Source organism: Paraburkholderia aspalathi (genome assembly GCF_905220735.1).
Lineage (GTDB): Bacteria > Pseudomonadota > Gammaproteobacteria > Burkholderiales > Burkholderiaceae > Paraburkholderia > Paraburkholderia aspalathi.
The window spans coordinates 253090-269866 of record NZ_CAJNBA010000003.1; the positions used below are offsets into that span (position 1 = coordinate 253090).

The 16777-nt window shown below is 61.1% G+C and carries 15 protein-coding genes; 12 read left to right on the forward strand and 3 right to left on the reverse strand.

Annotation, left to right across the window (positions count from 1 at the left end):
- Positions 1 to 71: 71 nt before the first annotated feature.
- The 5 genes from KHO30_RS19975 to KHO30_RS19995 all read left to right on the forward strand — a co-directional run bounded on the left by KHO30_RS19975 (position 72) and on the right by KHO30_RS19995 (position 4126).
- Complete coding sequence (locus tag KHO30_RS19975) at positions 72 to 1007, forward strand: carbohydrate ABC transporter permease (RefSeq protein WP_093635644.1); 936 nt, start codon at positions 72 to 74, stop codon at positions 1005 to 1007.
- Between the two features lie 38 nt (positions 1008 to 1045).
- Entirely contained in the window at positions 1046 to 1879 is an 834-nt protein-coding gene (locus tag KHO30_RS19980) for a carbohydrate ABC transporter permease (RefSeq protein ID WP_234487518.1), read from the forward strand.
- The gene (locus tag KHO30_RS19985) at positions 1876 to 2577 is read left to right on the forward strand and encodes an HAD family hydrolase (protein WP_054034359.1); all 702 of its coding nucleotides are present in this window, start codon (positions 1876 to 1878) and stop codon (positions 2575 to 2577) included. The genes KHO30_RS19980 and KHO30_RS19985 overlap by 4 nt, the downstream gene beginning before the upstream one ends.
- A gap of 70 nt (positions 2578 to 2647) precedes the next feature.
- A complete protein-coding gene (locus KHO30_RS19990; RefSeq protein WP_054034358.1) occupies positions 2648 to 3757 on the forward strand; it encodes an ABC transporter ATP-binding protein in 1110 nt (369 codons plus the stop codon).
- Between the two features lie 72 nt (positions 3758 to 3829).
- Positions 3830 to 4126 (forward strand): DUF1330 domain-containing protein, encoded by a 297-nt coding sequence (locus tag KHO30_RS19995; RefSeq protein WP_054034356.1) that lies wholly within the window; start codon positions 3830 to 3832, stop codon positions 4124 to 4126.
- Between the two features lie 53 nt (positions 4127 to 4179).
- Here the strand turns inward: KHO30_RS19995 and KHO30_RS20000 are convergent, their stop codons facing one another.
- From KHO30_RS20000 to dalD, 3 genes are all read right to left on the reverse strand, one after another.
- Entirely contained in the window at positions 4180 to 5133 is a 954-nt protein-coding gene (locus KHO30_RS20000; RefSeq protein ID WP_054034353.1) for a sugar-binding transcriptional regulator, read from the reverse strand.
- Between the two features lie 78 nt (positions 5134 to 5211).
- Positions 5212 to 6693, reverse strand: coding sequence for a xylulokinase (xylB, locus tag KHO30_RS20005; RefSeq protein ID WP_200618228.1), 1482 nt, complete (start codon positions 6691 to 6693; stop codon positions 5212 to 5214).
- 113 nt (positions 6694 to 6806) lie between these two features.
- Positions 6807 to 8219 (reverse strand): D-arabinitol 4-dehydrogenase, encoded by a 1413-nt coding sequence (gene dalD / locus KHO30_RS20010; RefSeq protein ID WP_211701960.1) that lies wholly within the window; start codon positions 8217 to 8219, stop codon positions 6807 to 6809.
- 387 nt (positions 8220 to 8606) lie between these two features.
- Here dalD and KHO30_RS20015 point away from each other — a divergent pair, with 387 nt between their 5' ends.
- From KHO30_RS20015 to KHO30_RS20045, 7 genes are all read left to right on the forward strand, one after another.
- Complete coding sequence (locus KHO30_RS20015) at positions 8607 to 9587, forward strand: AraC family transcriptional regulator (RefSeq protein WP_093635656.1); 981 nt, start codon at positions 8607 to 8609, stop codon at positions 9585 to 9587.
- Between the two features lie 122 nt (positions 9588 to 9709).
- Positions 9710 to 10663 (forward strand): ABC transporter substrate-binding protein, encoded by a 954-nt coding sequence (locus KHO30_RS20020; protein WP_211701962.1) that lies wholly within the window; start codon positions 9710 to 9712, stop codon positions 10661 to 10663.
- A 70-nt stretch (positions 10664 to 10733) separates the two neighbouring features.
- Complete coding sequence (locus KHO30_RS20025) at positions 10734 to 12254, forward strand: sugar ABC transporter ATP-binding protein (protein WP_211701964.1); 1521 nt, start codon at positions 10734 to 10736, stop codon at positions 12252 to 12254.
- Positions 12241 to 13248, forward strand: coding sequence for an ABC transporter permease (locus KHO30_RS20030; protein ID WP_054034672.1), 1008 nt, complete (start codon positions 12241 to 12243; stop codon positions 13246 to 13248). The genes KHO30_RS20025 and KHO30_RS20030 overlap by 14 nt, the downstream gene beginning before the upstream one ends.
- A gap of 34 nt (positions 13249 to 13282) precedes the next feature.
- Complete coding sequence (locus KHO30_RS20035; RefSeq protein WP_211701966.1) at positions 13283 to 14377, forward strand: alcohol dehydrogenase catalytic domain-containing protein; 1095 nt, start codon at positions 13283 to 13285, stop codon at positions 14375 to 14377.
- Positions 14378 to 14433: 56 nt separating this feature from the next.
- The gene (locus KHO30_RS20040) at positions 14434 to 15978 is read left to right on the forward strand and encodes an FGGY-family carbohydrate kinase (protein WP_211701968.1); all 1545 of its coding nucleotides are present in this window, start codon (positions 14434 to 14436) and stop codon (positions 15976 to 15978) included.
- Positions 15975 to 16712 (forward strand): SDR family oxidoreductase, encoded by a 738-nt coding sequence (locus tag KHO30_RS20045; RefSeq protein ID WP_211701973.1) that lies wholly within the window; start codon positions 15975 to 15977, stop codon positions 16710 to 16712. Before KHO30_RS20040 ends, KHO30_RS20045 begins: the two co-directional genes overlap by 4 nt.
- Positions 16713 to 16777: the final 65 nt, after the last annotated feature.

The following is a 16777-nucleotide window of genomic DNA, read 5'->3' on the forward strand; positions in this document are numbered from 1 at the left end:
GTAGCCAGGCGGTTCAAGCGATCACGGCGGAGAAAGCGCCGGCCCGCGCATTACCGAACAGGTGGTCAATCATGCGTCCTTTACGCCTGCCTCTTATGCATGCCCATCCCCAAACAGAAAAAGAACGCGAAACCCGCAAAGCCAATTCGGCCCGCTGGCTCGTGACGCCCTCAGTCGCAGTGCTCGTGCTGTGGATGGCGATTCCGCTGGCGATGACGATCTGGTTTTCGTTCTCGCGCTATAACCTGTTGAATCCGGATCTGAAAGGCTTCGCCGGTTTCGACAACTACAAGTACCTCGCCAGCGATCCGTCGTTCGGACCGTCGATCGGGCACACGCTCGAGTTGATCATCTCGGTGCTGGTGATCACGGTGGTCGGCGGTGTGTTGATGGCGATTCTGTTCGACCGTAAGTTCTACGGCCAGGGCATTGCGCGGCTACTGGCGATCGCACCATTCTTCGTGATGCCGACGGTCAGCGCGCTGATCTGGAAGAACATGATCTTGCATCCGGTGTATGGCCTGATCGCACAGGGCATGCGCGCAATCGGGCTGCAGCCGATCGACTGGTTCGCCGAGTATCCACTCACGGCCGTGATCATGATCGTCGCGTGGCAGTGGTTGCCGTTCGCGTTCCTGATTCTGTTCACCGCGATCCAGTCGCTCGATCAGGAGCAGAAGGAAGCGGCGCGTATCGACGGCGCGGGTCCGTTCTCGATGTTCTTCTACATCACGCTGCCTCACCTGAAACGAGCGATCGCGGTGGTGGTGATGATGGAGACGATTTTCCTGCTGTCGATCTTCGCCGAAATCTATACGACCACGGGCGGCGGTCCGGGCACCGCGACCACCAATCTGTCGTACCTGATCTATTCGCTGGGCCTGCAACAGTTCGACGTCGGTCTCGCTTCGGCGGGCGGCATTCTGGCTGTCGTGCTGGCTAACATCGTGTCGTTCTTCCTTGTGCGGATGCTCGCGAAGAACCTGAAAGGGGAGTACGAAAAATGAGCCACGTTGCCTCTACCTCTGCGTCGGGCACGGCGCCCATGACCGTGCCGGCCAAGTCGCCGTTCGCCGCAATTCGCCGCGGCATCCCTGGTGTGATCGCCTGGCTCGTCGCGTTGCTGCTGTTCTTTCCGATCTTCTGGATGACGATCACCGCGTTCAAGACGGAGCAGCAGGCGTATTCGTCGTCGCTGTTTTTCATCCCGACGCTCGATAGCTTCCGCGAGGTGTTCGCGCGCAGCAATTACTTTTCGTTCGCGTGGAATTCGATTCTGATCTCGGCGGGCGTCACGCTGCTGTGCCTGATTCTCGCCGTGCCGGCCGCGTACGCGATGGCCTTCTTTCCGACGCGCCGCACGCAGAAAGTCCTGCTGTGGATGCTGTCGACCAAGATGATGCCGTCGGTCGGCGTGCTGGTGCCGATCTATCTGTTGTGGAAGAACAGTGGTCTGCTCGATTCGGTGTCCGGTCTGGTGATCGTCTACACGCTGATCAATCTGCCGATTGCGGTGTGGATGTCGTTCACGTACTTCGCGGAAATTCCGCGCGACATTCTCGAAGCAGGCCGGATCGACGGTGCGGCGACGTGGCAGGAAATCGTCTATCTGCTGATGCCGATGTCGCTGCCGGGGCTTGCCTCCACCGCGCTGCTGCTGGTGATCCTGTCGTGGAACGAAGCGTTCTGGAGCATCAACCTGTCGAGTTCGAACGCGGCGCCGCTGACTGTGTTCATTGCGTCGTACTCGAGTCCTGAAGGTTTGTTCTGGGCCAAGCTCTCCGCTGCTTCATTGCTTGCAGTTGCGCCGATCCTGATTGTCGGCTGGCTGTCGCAGAAGCAACTGGTGCGTGGTCTTACCTTTGGGGCGGTCAAATGACCGCAGGTACGACGGTAGGTCATTTCGCGCTGATCTGCGATTGCGACGGCGTGCTGATCGACAGCGAAGCCGTGGCGGCGCACATGCTGGTGCACGAACTCGAGGCGCGTTGGCCCGATGCCGATGTCGCGCCGGTGGTGCTGCCGCTACTCGGCTTGCGCATTGAAACGGTGTTGCAGGGTACGGCGGCGAAACTGGGCAGGAGCCTCGGCGTCGAGGATATCGAGGCGATCCGCCGGGCGGTGGAAGCAGCGGCGATGCAGGCGCCGGCGGTCGTTGGCATCGAGGTTGCACTCGCGCAGGTGCCGCTCACCAAGGCATGCGCGAGCAACAGTTTCCGGCCGTATGTGGAGAACGTGCTGGCGCGCACGGGCCTCGTGAAGTTCTTCGGCAACCGGCTTTTTTGCGCCGATGCGGTGCCGAATCCGAAGCCCGCGCCCGATGTCTATCTCGCTGCGGCGCTTGGTCTCGGTCTCGCGCCGTCCGCCTGCCTCGTGGTGGAAGACAGCGTGACGGGCGTGACGGCGGCAACCGCGGCGGGCATGACGGTGCTGGGCTTTATCGGCGGCGGTCATGCGAGTGACGCGCAGATCGACGCCTTGCATGCGGCGGGTGCGCGGACTGTGTTCGACGACATGCTGCAGTTGCCGGACCTGGTTGCGCAATGGACGCTGAGCGCGACGGCGGCGACGCCGTAAGCGCGGCCGCGTTGGCGCAGCACCTGGATAAATGAATTGACGTAGCAAGAGCAACATACGGAGACACATCATGGCAAGCGTAACTCTGCGCAACATCCGAAAAGCCTACGACGACAACGAAGTGATGCGTGACATCAACCTCGACATCCTGGACGGCGAATTCGTCGTCTTCGTGGGTCCGAGCGGTTGCGGTAAATCGACGCTGATGCGGATGATCGCCGGCCTCGAAGACATCACCAGCGGCGATCTGACCATTGACAACGCGCGCGTGAACGACGTACCGCCCGCCAAGCGCGGCATCGCGATGGTGTTCCAGTCGTACGCGCTGTATCCGCACATGACGCTGTATGACAACATGGCGTTCGGCCTGAAACTCGCCGGCACCAAGAAGCCGGAAATCGACGCCGCCGTGCGCAATGCGGCGAAGATCCTGCACATCGACCACCTGCTCGACCGCAAGCCGAAGCAGCTTTCAGGCGGTCAGCGCCAGCGCGTTGCAATCGGCCGCGCAATTACGCGCAAGCCGAAAGTGTTCCTGTTCGACGAACCGTTGTCGAATCTCGACGCCGCGCTGCGCGTGAAGATGCGTCTCGAATTCGCGCGTCTGCATGACGAGCTGAAGACCACGATGATCTACGTGACGCACGATCAGGTCGAAGCCATGACGCTGGCCGATAAGATCGTCGTGTTGTCGGCGGGCAATGTGGAGCAGGTCGGCAGCCCGACCATGCTGTATCACGCGCCGGCCAATCGCTTCGTCGCCGGCTTCATCGGTTCGCCGAAGATGAACTTTATGGAAGGCGTCGTGCAGTCGGTCACGCATGACGGCGTCACGGTGCGCTACGAATCCGGCGAGACTCAGCGTGTCGCGGTGGAGCCCGGCGCGGTGAAACAGGGCGACAAGGTGACCGTTGGCATTCGCCCGGAGCATCTGCATGTGGGAATGACCGACGACGGCGTGTCGGCAAAAACCATGGCGGTCGAATCGCTCGGCGATGCAGCGTATCTGTATGCGGAATCGAGCGTCGCGCCGGACGGGATCATCGCGCGCATTCCGCCGCTTGAGCGGCACAGCAAGGGCGAAGTGCAAAAGCTCGGCGCCACGCCTGAGCACTGCCATTTATTCGACAGCGAAGGGAAAGCCTTCCAGCGTAAGATCGTAGAAGTGCTGGCCGCGTGAGTATGTGATTGGGAAAGCGGCGGGCGCGCCGCTTTCCGTCCGGTCACGTTTATTCACGCTCAGGAAACATTCATGCCCGCCTACGTCGTCATCACGCGAGAGAAAACGCTCGACCCCGCCAAACTGGAAGCATACAAACAGGACGCGCCCGCAGTCTTCGAGAAGCACGCGGTCATGGTGCTCGCGAGCCACGGGCGGAAAGAAGTGGTGGAGGGTCCGCCGATCGACGAAATCCTGATCCTCGAGTTCCCCAGTTACGACGAAGCGATCGCGTGGTATCGCAGCCCGGCGTATCAGGCGGTCAGCGAGACGCGCCTGCAGGGCGGCGAGTACCGCATCATCATCACGGAAGGGCTGCCGGTGTTGTAGCGCGGCGGTGGGGCGCTTCTAGGCCAGGCCTCTAAGTCTCGCCTACAGGCTGGTTAAGCCGCCGCTTCGAGCGCCGCCCGTGCACACAACTCGTCAGTCACCAGTCCCGACAGCCAACCGCCTTTAAGCACCGCAATCAGCGCCTCGCGCTTGCGTTCACCGCCGGCAAAGCCGATGGTAGGACGCCGCGGCGGCGAGTCGAGCGCAATGCTGGTGACGCGCCGGCCGGTCGGCGATTCGACGTGCGCGCCGGCGGCATCGATCGGCAGGCCGAGCATTTCGGCCACCGCACGGTTCTGCATCAACTCCTTCACCTCCGCGGAAGTGATGAAGCCGTCCTCGTGCAACGGACATTTCGGTCCGATATTACCGACGCCGACGAACGCGACATCCGCCTTGGCCAATAGCGATTCGACGATCCGGTAGAGCCGGTGATTGCACCACTGCGCGCGTTCGGCCTCGCTATCGGCGAGCAACGGCGCGGGCAGCAGAAAATGCTTGCCGCCGGTCTTCTCCGAAATGTGCAGCGCGACGTCGTAGCGGTTCGAGGAGCCGTCCTGGGCGATCGCCCCAACCATCGATACCAACCGGTGCTGCGGACGCTCCAGCTGGGCGATCTGATCGACCGCGGCCTTCAACGTACGGCCGCTGCCCACGGCGACCACCATCGGTTTTTCTTCGACCAGATAGCGTTCCATGACTTGCGCGCCGGCCACCGCCAGCTTGCGGTCGACTTCTTCCGAGGTATCGCTGTCGATCGGTACGACTTCGCACATGCTCAGGCCGTAGCGCTTCGAGAGTTGATCGGCGAGCGCGAGGCAATCCGCCAGTTTGTGATCGACGCGTACGCGAATCAGGTTCTTTTCGACCGCGAAGGCCACCAGCCGCTGTGCGACCGGGCGCGACACCTGGAGTTTTTCGGCGATCTCGTTCTGGGTGTTGCCTGCGACGTAGTAAAGCCACGCGGCGCGGGTAGCAAGGTCTAATTTTTCTGTGGACTTGGGCACGGTGACGGTTCGCTTGAAGTGCGCCGATGATAGCAGCCGGTTCCCGCGTCTCAACGGGAACCGGCTGTGCTTTGCCGGTCAGGCGAGCGGTTGTCGCGCGGGGTCGAACAGCGGCCGCACGTGGCGGTAGAGCGCGCGATACGCTTCGAGCCGGGTGCGCAGTTCGGCGTGCCGGCGCGGGTTCGGCGTGAACTCCTTTTCGATCGGCGGCTTGCTCAGCACCTTGGCCGGGTCGCCGCCCGCCGCCAGCCAGCCGAGGCGGGCCGCGCCGAGCGCCGCGCCGGTTTCGCCGCCGCCGTGCTTGCGGGTGGCGGTGTCGAGCGCATCGGCGAGCAGTTGCGCCCAGTAGTCGCTGCGCGCACCGCCGCCGAGCAGGGACAGCGCCTTCGCTTCGGTGCCGGCCGCGCGCAACGCATCGAGGCCGTCGGTGAGCGCGAGCGTCACGCCTTCGAGCACGGCGTAGCCGAGCAAGGCGCGGTCGGTCGCGTGATTCATGCCGAAGAACACGCCCTGCGCATACGGGTCGTTGTGCGGCGTGCGTTCACCGGACAGATAAGGCAGAAAGAGTGGGGCAGTGGTCAACGCTTCCGCTGGCAGCGCTTCGATTTCGGCGAGCAGCGTCGGCTCGTCGGTGGAGGTGAGCTTGCAGACCCAGCGCAAACAGCTTGCCGCTGACAGCACCACGCTCATTTGATGCCAGCGATCCGGGATCGCGTGACAGAACGCGTGCACGGCCGAAGCGGGATTCGGCCGGAAGCTGTCGCCGACCACGCACAGCACACCCGAGGTGCCGAGCGAAACGAAGCCGTCGCCCGGTTGCGTCGCGCCGATGCCGATTGCGCTGGTGGCATTGTCGCCACCGCCGGCCGCGACGATCACTCCGTCGCTCAAACCGAACTCGCGCGCCACCGCGGGAAGCAGGGTGCCGGATGGCTCGCTGCCTTCGCACAAGGCCGGCATCTGCGCGCGTGTCATGTTGCAGGCGGCGAGCAGCGAATCGGACCAGTCGCGTTTGGCGACGTCGAGCCACAACGTGCCGGCTGCATCCGATGGATCGGACACCTTGCCGCCGGTCAGTTGCAGGCGCAGGTAATCCTTCGGCAGCAGTACGCAGGCGGTCTGCGCGAAGATTTCCGGCTCGTGGTGCGCCACCCATAGCAGCTTCGGCGCGGTGAATCCGGGCATCGCGAGATTGCCGGCCACGGTGTGCAAGTCCGGCGCGCGCTCGGTCAGCTCCGCGCACTCCTTGTCGCTGCGCATGTCGTTCCACAGGATCGCGGGCCGCAATACGCGGTCCTGCGCATCCAGCAGCACGGCGCCGTGCATCTGCCCCGAGAGGCCGATGCCGCGAATCTGCGCGAACTCGTCCGGATGTTTGGCGCGCAACGCGGCCAGCGCCGTGCGCGTGCCGGCCCACCAATCTTCGGGATTCTGTTCGGCCCAGCGCTGATGCGGACGCGAAACGGTAAAGGGTGAGCCTGCGGTGCCGATCACGCGTCCATCGGAGGCGAGCAGCAGGACTTTCACTTCGGACGTGCCGAGGTCGATGCCGAGATACATGGGCGCGAAACCTTCGTCGTTAGGGATGCGCTACTTTAGCCGCACATGGCGCGCGGTGCCATGCGCATTAAGCCTGGCACCGGCGTGTTTCGCGTGGTTCGATACTGCGCGGGTCAGGCTGCGCCGCGTTTGGCCAGCCAGACGTCGACGCGCGCCAAGGCGCCCGCCAACGCCGATTCCAGCTCAGGTGTCTGCGCCATGCTGCCCCAGAGCAGCCGGTCAGCGGCGAACGCCTGCAACGGATCCGGCGCGCTAAAGAAGCCGCGCGCAACTTTTTCATCCATCACGCCATCCTGATACGCATACGGCAACGTGCCGGCGTTCCAGCGTTCGAGGAAGCGGAAGAACAGCGCCGGCAACATCGCCGTCGCCGAAGGCGTAACGCCACGTTCGAAGCATTCGGCGAGCGTCGGTGCGATAAAGCCTGGCAGCTTCGAAAAGCCATCGGCCGCGACGCGCTGGTTGGTGTCCTGGATGTAGGGATTGCCGAAGCGTTCGAGCACCACGTCGCGATAGCGTTCGAGATCGAGTGGACTCGGCGTGAGGCACGGAATCACGTCTTCGGTCACGTAGTCGAAGGCGAATTTGTTGATGTCCGGATCGAGCGTGCCTTCGTGGATGTAGGTCAGTCCGACCAGCGTGCCTGCCCACGCAATGCAGCTATGCGTGGCGTTGAGGATGCGGATCTTCGCTTCTTCGTACGGCAGCACCGAGTCGACCAGTTCCGCGCCGACCTTTTCCCACGCGGGGCGTCCGGCGATGAAGCGATCCTCGATCACCCATTGGATGAAGGATTCGCCCATCACCGGGCAGGCATCGTCGACACCGGTGGCGGCTTTGACCCGTTCGCGCACGTCGGGCGTCGGGCGCGGCGTAATGCGGTCGACCATCGAACTCGGGCACGCGGTGTTGTCGTCGAACCATTGCGCCAGATCGTCCGCGCCGCGCCGTTCGAGAAACTCGCTCATACCTGCATGAAAACGCTCGCCGTTGCTGCGCAGGTTATCGCAGGTCTGCAGCGTGACCGGGCCGGCGCCGCGCTTCATGCGTGCGTCGAGAATTGCCGCGAGCGCGCCGTAAATCGTGGTGTGACCGCCTTTCAGGTCAGCCGCGAGATCGGCGTTGGCCGTGTCGAGTTCGTCGTCTTCGTCGAGGTAATAGCCGCCTTCGGTCACGGTGAACGCAATGATCTTGCAGGCCGGATCGGCGCCCGCGTCGATCAGCGCATCGAGACTCTCGGTCCACGGTACCACGCGCTCGATCGAACGAATCGTCTCGTACGCGCGCTCGCCCTGCGGCGTGACGGTCTCGAGTGTATAGACGCCGTTTTGCGCGGCGAGCGCGTCGAGCACCGCGTTCATGTCGCTGCGGATATTGCCCACCGTCAGCGACCAGTGCGGTTCGCCCGCCACCTTCGCCTCGTTCAACCGATGGAGATACCACGCCTGATGCGCGCGATGAAACGATCCCGCGCCGATGTGCAGGATCACGTGTGCGGCCGCGCCGCTGCCTTGCCCGCTGTTCATGTGCGTCTCCTGAGTGTCCTTGATCGCACGGCTCGGCGCGTGCGTTTTTTCTTGGGGTGGAGCATTTGCTCTGTCTGTGAGCGAATGATCGTACCCGGCGGAACGAATGTCAAGGCGACGTAGCGGGCTTTTCGTGGCGCAGCGCGGCGTGGCGGGACTTCCGGCGTGACTCGTGTGACGCCGGGGCGTTATGGGACGTGTCTCGCGGTGCGTATTGCATTGCATCAAATTTGACTTTCACCGCGCCAGGACTAACCCGAATGCAAAAAAGTATCGGTCTGCGGTTTGATTTTTAGTGGTGGATCAGCCGCTAGAGGGCTACTTTTCGCTATACAAGATGAAGTTCAGCGGCACCCGCAGCACGCCGCTTCATGGAGGAAGACGCGAATGCAACCCGATCTGGAAGTCGTCGCCGTACGGCGCGACGAATCCTTCAAAGTGTGGTCGCACGGCTATCCGTATCGCACGGTGCGTTGGCACTTTCACCCGGAATACGAAATTCACTTGATCGTGGCGACGACCGGCAAGATGTTCGTCGGCGATCACATCAGCAGCTTTACGCCTGGCAACCTCGTGTTGATGGGGCCGAACCTGCCGCACAACTGGGTTAGCGACGTGCCGGAGGGCGAGACGATTGCGCAGCGCAATCTGGTCGTTCAGTTCGGGCAGGAGTTCGTGTCGAGTTGCATGGGCAGTTTTCCTGAGTGGCGCCAGGTCGAAGCATTGCTTGCCGATTCGCGCCGTGGCGTGTCGTTCGGTGCGGAAACGAGTGCAGCGATCCAGCCGTTGTTCCTCGAATTGCTGGCCGCGCGCGGACTGCGCCGTCTCGTGCTGTTCATGTCGATGCTCGAGATCCTGATGAACGCCGAGGACCGCGAGACGCTCGCGAGTCCCGCCTATCAGGCCGATCCGACCGGTTTCGCGTCGACGCGCATCAATCACGCGCTCTCGTACATCGGCAAGAACCTGTCCAACGATCTGCGCGAATCGGATCTGGCGCAACTCGCCGGGCAAAGCGTGAGTGCGTTCTCGCGTTACTTCCGCCGTCATACCGGGCTGCCGTTTGTGCAGTACGTGAACCGCATGCGTATCAATCTCGCATGCCAATTGCTCACGGACGAAGAACTGAGCGTCACCGATATCTGCTTCAAGGCGGGCTTTAACAACCTGTCGAATTTCAACCGGCAGTTCCTCGCGGTCAAAGGCATGGCGCCTTCTAAATTCCGCCGTTATCAGCAACTGAACGATGCGAGCCGCGACGCTTCCGAAGAAGCTGCCGCGCGCGGCGCCGGCATCGACAATGCGCCTGCGATCGTGCTTGCGCCAGGTTTGCCACGCAGCGCCGCGGCTGCTTATCCACCGACGTAGTTCTCCACCAGGCTTCTTGCCGAAGCGTTTTACTTCACCCGCTTTAACGCCTATCGCGCTGTCCACAGACAGCGTGAGGGACGTGCTCATCTCATCGAACAGTTTTAATAACGGAGACAACCATGACGCAATCCACTTCGAAGCAGACATCGTTGAAGACCTTCGCGCGTAGCACGGTTACGTTGGCGACGCTTGCATTCGGTCTTTCGTTTATCGCCGCGCCGGCAGCACAAGCCGCGCCGCTGAAGATCGGCATGACGTTTCAGGAACTGAACAACCCGTACTTCGTGACGATGCAAAAGGCGCTGAACGATGCGGCGGCGTCGATTGGTGCAACGGTGGTCGTGACCGACGCGCATCATGACGTCAGCAAGCAGGTCAGCGACGTCGAAGATATGCTGCAAAAGAAGATCGACATCCTGCTCGTGAATCCGACCGATTCGACCGGCATTCAATCCGCGGTGACGTCGGCGAAGAAGGCGGGCGTGGTGGTGGTCGCCGTTGATGCGAATGCGAACGGTCCGGTCGATTCGTTCGTCGGGTCGAAGAATTACGATGCGGGTGAGATGGCCTGTGAGTATCTGGCGAAGTCGATTGGCGGCAGCGGCGAGGTGGCGATCCTCGATGGCATTCCGGTGGTGCCGATTCTCGAGCGTGTGCGGGGCTGCAAGGCGGCGCTCGCGAAAGTGCCGGGCATCAAACTCGTGGATACGCAGAACGGTAAGCAGGAACGCGCGACTGCGTTGTCCGTCACCGAGAACATGATTCAGGCGCATCCGAATCTGAAGGGCGTGTTCAGCGTGAACGACGGTGGCTCGATGGGCGCGCTCTCGGCGATCGAATCGTCGGGCAAGGATATCAAGCTGACCAGCGTCGACGGTGCGCCGGAAGCGATTGCCGCGATCCAGAAGCCGAATTCGAAGTTCATCGAAACGTCCGCGCAGTTCCCGGCCGACCAGGTGCGTATCGCGCTCGGCATTGCGCTCGCGAAGAAGTGGGGCGCCAATGTGCCGAAGGCGATTCCGGTCGACGTGAAGATGATCGACAAGAGCAATGCCAAGGGCTTCAGCTGGTAAGCCGAATGCTCGTTGCCATGTGCATGTGCTTCTTCGATGAACATGGCGACGAGCAGCAGAGGAGGACCCGATGGACACGATACTCAAGCTCGACAACATCACCAAAAGCTTTCCCGGTGTGAAGGCGTTGCAAGGCATTCACCTGGAAATCGCACGCGGTGAGATTCACGCGTTGCTCGGCGAAAACGGCGCGGGTAAATCCACGTTGATGAAAATTCTGTGCGGCATCTATCAGCCGGATGAAGGCACGATCACGATCGCGGGCGAAGTGCGGCACTTCACGAACTACCACGATGCGGTCGCCGCGGGCGTGGGTATCGTGTTTCAGGAGTTCAGCCTGATTCCGTATCTGAACGCGGTTGAGAACATGTTTCTCGGCCGTGAATTGAAGAACGGTTTGGGTTTGCTTGAACGCGGCAAGATGCGGCGCGTAGCTGCGGCGATTTTTCAACGGCTGGGCGTGGCGATCGACTTGTCGGTGCCGATTCGGGAGTTGTCGGTCGCGCAGCAGCAGTTCGTTGAAATAGGCAAGGCGTTGTCTTTAGAGGCACGCATTCTGATTCTGGATGAGCCGACTGCGACGCTCACACCTGCCGAAGCGGAACACCTGTTTGCGATCATGCGTGACCTGAAGACGCAGGGCGTCGCGATGATCTTTATCTCGCATCACCTGGAAGAGATCTTCGAGGTTTGCGATCGCATTACCGTATTGCGCGACGGTCAGTACGTCGGCATGACGGAGGTCGCGCAATCCGATGTGAGCCGTCTCGTCGAAATGATGGTGGGGCGTCGCATCGAAAACAGCTTTCCGCCGAAGCCTCCACTGCGTACCGATGCGAAGATCGTGCTCGACGTCGAAAAGCTGCAGTTGCTGAAAGATAGTCCGGTGCTGAGCTTCAATTTGCGTGAAGGCGAGATTCTCGGCTTCGCGGGACTGGTCGGTTCGGGCCGCACGGAGACAGCGCTGGCAGTGATCGGCGCTGACCCGGCTTATGTGAAAGAAATCCGCATCAACGGCACAGCCGAAAAACTATCCGATCCCGCCGATGCCCTGCGCGCAGGCGTCGGCATTCTTCCCGAGAGCCGCAAGACCGAAGGTCTGATCACCGATTTCTCGATCAAGCAGAACATCTCGATCAACAACCTCGGCAAATACCGCTCGCTACGTTTCTTCATCGATCAGCGGAGCGAAGCGCGCGCGACTGCGGACATCATGAAGCGCGTCGGCGTCAAAGCTCCGACGATGCACACCGAAGTCGCGACGCTCTCAGGCGGCAATCAGCAAAAGGTGGTGATCGCGCGTTGGCTGAATCACCACACCAACATTCTCATCTTCGACGAACCGACGCGCGGCATCGACGTCGGCGCCAAAGCCGAAATCTATCTGCTGATGCGCGAACTCACCGCGCGCGGCTACTCGATCATCATGATCTCGTCCGAACTGCCGGAGATCGTCGGCATGTGCGACCGCGTCGCCGTGTTCCGACAGGGCCGCATCGAAGCGATGCTCGAAGGCGGCGAGATCGACTCGAACGCCGTGATGACCTATGCAACAGCCGGCACCCGTGGAGCAGCTCATGAACACGCCTAATCCTTCTTCATCGCCGAAAACGTCGACTGTCAGTAGTGACACGCCGGGCGCACCGGTGCGCTTTACGTGGGCCGCGTTGAAACGCTCGACGCTGTTCTATCCGTTCATCGGCCTGCTGGTGGTGTGCATCGTGATGGTATTCGCGAGCGACAGTTTTCTCTCCGCTGCGAATCTGGAGAACGTGCTGCGCCAGGTGTCGATCAACGCGATCATTGCTGTCGGGATGACGTGCGTGATTCTCACTGGAGGTATCGATCTGTCGGTCGGCTCCGTGATGGCTTTGGCGGGCACGCTCGCCGCGGGCTTGATGGTGGCCGGGATGAACGCAGTTGCTGCGTTGGCGGTCGGTATCGCAGTCGGTTTGGGCTTCGGCGCTGCGAACGGATTCTTCGTCGCGTTCGCCGGTATGCCGCCGATCATCGTCACGCTCGCGACGATGGGGATTGCTCGTGGCCTCGCGCTGATCTACACGGGTGGTTATCCAATCGATGGCCTGCCTGAGTGGGTCAGTTTCTTCGGCAGCGGCAAGATTCTCGGTATTCAGGCGCCGGTCGTGATCATGGTGGTGATCTATGCGATTGCCTGGGTATTGCTCGAACGGATGCCGTTCGGCCGCTACGTGTATGCGATTGGCGGCAACGAACAGGCGACGCGTCTGTCCGGTGTGCGTGTGGCTCGCGTGAAGCTGATCGTCTACTCGATTGCCGGTTTGACGTCCTCCTTTGCCGCGATCGTGTTGACCGCTCGTTTGATGAGTGGTCAGCCGAACGCAGGCGTCGGTTTCGAACTCGATGCCATCGCTGCCGTGGTGATGGGCGGTACCTCGATTTCCGGTGGACGCGGCTCGATCATCGGCACTCTGATCGGTGCATTGCTGCTGGGCGTGTTGAACAACGGCCTGAACATGGTTGGCGTGAATCCTTATGTGCAGAACGTGATCAAGGGCGGAATTATTTTGCTGGCGATCTACATCAGCCGCGACCGTAGAAAGTAACTCTTAAACGACCTCCTTTTAGCAGGACCATGCAATGACTCAATCCACGCAATCCGATAAGCAGGAAATGACGGCGATCGTCTGCCACGCACCGAAAGACTATCGCGTCGAACAGGTGTCCAAGCCAAAGGCCCGCGCGCATGAGCTGGTGATCCGCATCGCCGCGTGCGGCATCTGCGCGAGCGACTGTAAATGTCATTCGGGCGCGAAGATGTTTTGGGGCGGCCCAAGCCCATGGGTCAAAGCGCCGGTGATTCCGGGCCACGAGTTCTTCGGTTTCGTCGAAGAAATCGGCGAGGGTGCGGCCGATCACTTCGGCGTGAAGATCGGCGACCGTGTGATTGCCGAACAGATCGTACCGTGCGGCAAGTGCCGTTATTGCAAATCCGGACAGTACTGGATGTGTGAGGTGCACAACATCTTCGGCTTCCAGCGCGAAGTCGCGGACGGTGGCATGGCCGAGTACATGCGCATTCCGCCGACCGCAATCGTCCATAAGATTCCCGACGGCATCTCGCTCGAAGACGCGGCGATCATTGAACCGCTTGCTTGCGCGATCCACACGGTGAACCGCGGTGATTTGCAACTCGACGATGTGGTAGTGATTGCCGGTGCGGGTCCGCTTGGTCTGATGATGACGCAAGTCGCGCATCTGAAAACGCCGAAGAAGCTCGTCGTGATCGATCTGGTTGAAGAGCGTCTGGCACTTGCGCGTGAATACGGCGCGGACGTGACGATCAATCCGAAACAGGAAGACGCACTGGCGATCGTTCATTCGCTGACCGATGGCTATGGTTGCGACGTCTACATCGAAACCACCGGCGCGCCGATCGGCGTCAATCAGGGCATGGAGATGATTCGCAAGCTTGGGCGCTTCGTCGAGTTTTCCGTGTTCGGTGCGGATACGACGTTGGACTGGTCGGTGATCGGCGACCGCAAGGAACTCGATGTGCGCGGCGCGCATCTGGGTCCATACTGTTATCCGATTGCGATCGATTTGCTGGCGCGCGGGCTCGTGACGTCGAAGGGTATTGTCACGCACGGCTTTTCGCTGGAAGAATGGGACGAAGCGATCAAGGTCGCTAACTCGCTCGATTCGATCAAGGTATTGATGAAGCCGCGTGCCTGAGCTGAGCGCTTGGCGCGGCGCGCGGCAAGGACGAGCGGCATATAAACGGAGACTGTATGGACTACGTCATCGGCGTCGATATCGGCACGCAGAGCACAAAGGGTTTGCTGGTCGATCAACACGGCGCGATCGTCGCGCAGCATGCGTCGAGCTATCAGCCGGATACACCCAAGCCGCTATGGGCCGAGCAATGGCCGGCAGTGTGGTTGAAGGCGGTGGTGGAGTGTATTGCGGCTTGCGTGCGTAAGGCGAAGGAGGCGGGCGTTGCGGCGAAGTCGATCAAGGCGGTATGCGTGAGCAGTCTGTATGGCGGCTCGGGGATTCCCGTCGATAGTGATATGCGGCCGCTTTATCCGTGCCTGATCTGGATGGACCGGCGTGCGACCGATCAGGTCGAGTGGGTTCGTAAAAACATCGACCTCGAGCGCTTGTATGCGATCACGGGCAACGGTGTGGACAGCTACTACGGTTACACGAAGATGCTGTGGTTGCGCGATCACGAGCCGGAAATCTGGGCGCATACGCGTTACTTCCTGCCGCCGAATGCCTATGTGATTTATATGCTGTCCGGTGAGGTCGCCGTCGATCATAGTTCGGCGGGCAATATCGGCGGCATCTACGATATCGCGAAACGCGACTGGTCGGACGAAGCGCTCGACATGCTCGGCATTCCCGCAACGATGATGCCGGAGCGGTTGGTGGAATCGTCGGACGTGGTGGGCGGGTTGTTGTCGCAGTGGACCGGGCAGCTTGGATTGGAGGCGGGCACGGCGATCGTTGCGGGCGGCGTGGATGCTGCGGTGGCGACGTTTGCCGCGGGAGTCACGCGTGCTGGGCAGCACGTTGCGATGATCGGTACGAGTATGTGCTGGGGGTATATCAACCAGACAGTCGATGCGCGGCATGGGTTGATCAGCATGCCGCATGTGTTCAACGGTCAGCGCGATATTTATGTCTTCGGTGGTGCGATTACGGCGGGCGCTTCGGTGACGTGGTATCGCGAGCAGTTTTGTCATGCGGAGACCGAGGCGGCGCGTGCGATGCCGAATGGGGATCCGCATCGCTTGCTTGAAGAAAGTGCTTCTCAGATTCCCGCAGGCTCTGATGGTGTGATGTTCTTGCCGTATTTGATGGGAGAACGAAGCCCCGTGTGGGATGCGAAGGCGAGTGGGGCGTTTGTCGGCCTGAGCCTGTATCACACGCGGGCACATCTGTATCGTGCGGTGCTGGAGGGCGTGTCGTTCGCGTTGAAGCACAACATCGAAGCGGGACGTAAAGGCGCGCAATCGTTGGATGACAAGTTGATCGTCGTGGGCGGCGCCGCGCATTCGGATTTGTGGATGCAGATCATTGCGGACATTACCGGCTATCCGGTCTACACGATCGAGCAGGACGTGGAGGCGGCCATGGGCGCGGCGTTGCTGGCGGGTGTCGGTGTTGGCCTGGTATCGCGTGAAGAAGCGCAGAACGGATGGGTCACGCTGATTGAACGTGCAGAGCCGAACGCGCAACGGATGGCGTTGTATGAGCAACGGTTCGGCGTTTATAGGGATTTGTATCCGGCGTTGAAGCCGGTCATGCATCGGTTGCAGACATCATGAATGCTACTTTTGATTTTTCTGGCCGCTCGATTCTTGTGACGGGTGCGTCGAGTGGAATTGGGCGCGCAACGGTGGAAGCGTTGTGTGCTTCCGGCGCGAGTGTGGTCGCCGCGGCGCGGAATGTGAATGAGCTTGCGCGGTTGGCTGAGGAAACGGGCTGCGAGCCGATGATGCTAGATGTGAGCGATGAGTCCGCTATTGATGATGCATTGGGTTCGCTCGATGCGTTTGATGGGCTCGTGAACTGTGCGGGGATTGCTTTGCTTGAGCGTGCGGTGGATACGACCGGCACGAGTTTTGATCGCGTGATGGCGGTGAATGCGCGCGGGGCGGTGCTGGTTGCGAAGCATGTGGCTCGCGGGATGATCGATGCGAAGCGCGCTGGCAGTATCGTGAATGTTTCCAGTCAGGCTGCGCTCGTGGCGCTGGATGACCATTTGAGTTATTCGGCTTCGAAGGCTGCGCTCGATGCTGTGACGCGGGCTTTGTGTGTCGAGTTGGGGCCATACGGTATTCGGGTGAATAGCGTCAATCCTACGGTGACGTTGACGCCAATGGCCGTGCAGGCGTGGAGTGATCCTGCGAAACGCGATCCTGCGTTGAAGGCGATTCCGCTGCACCGCTTCGCGGAGTCCGCTGAGGTTGCTGCGCCGATTATGTTCTTGTTGAGCGGTGCGGCTTCGATGATTAGTGGGGTTTGTTTGCCGATTGATGGGGGGTATACCGCTAGGTGATTGGTCTATCTGCTCGGCGCTGGTGGTTCGTGCGTTTGCATAAAAAAGGCGCGGACAATTCGCGC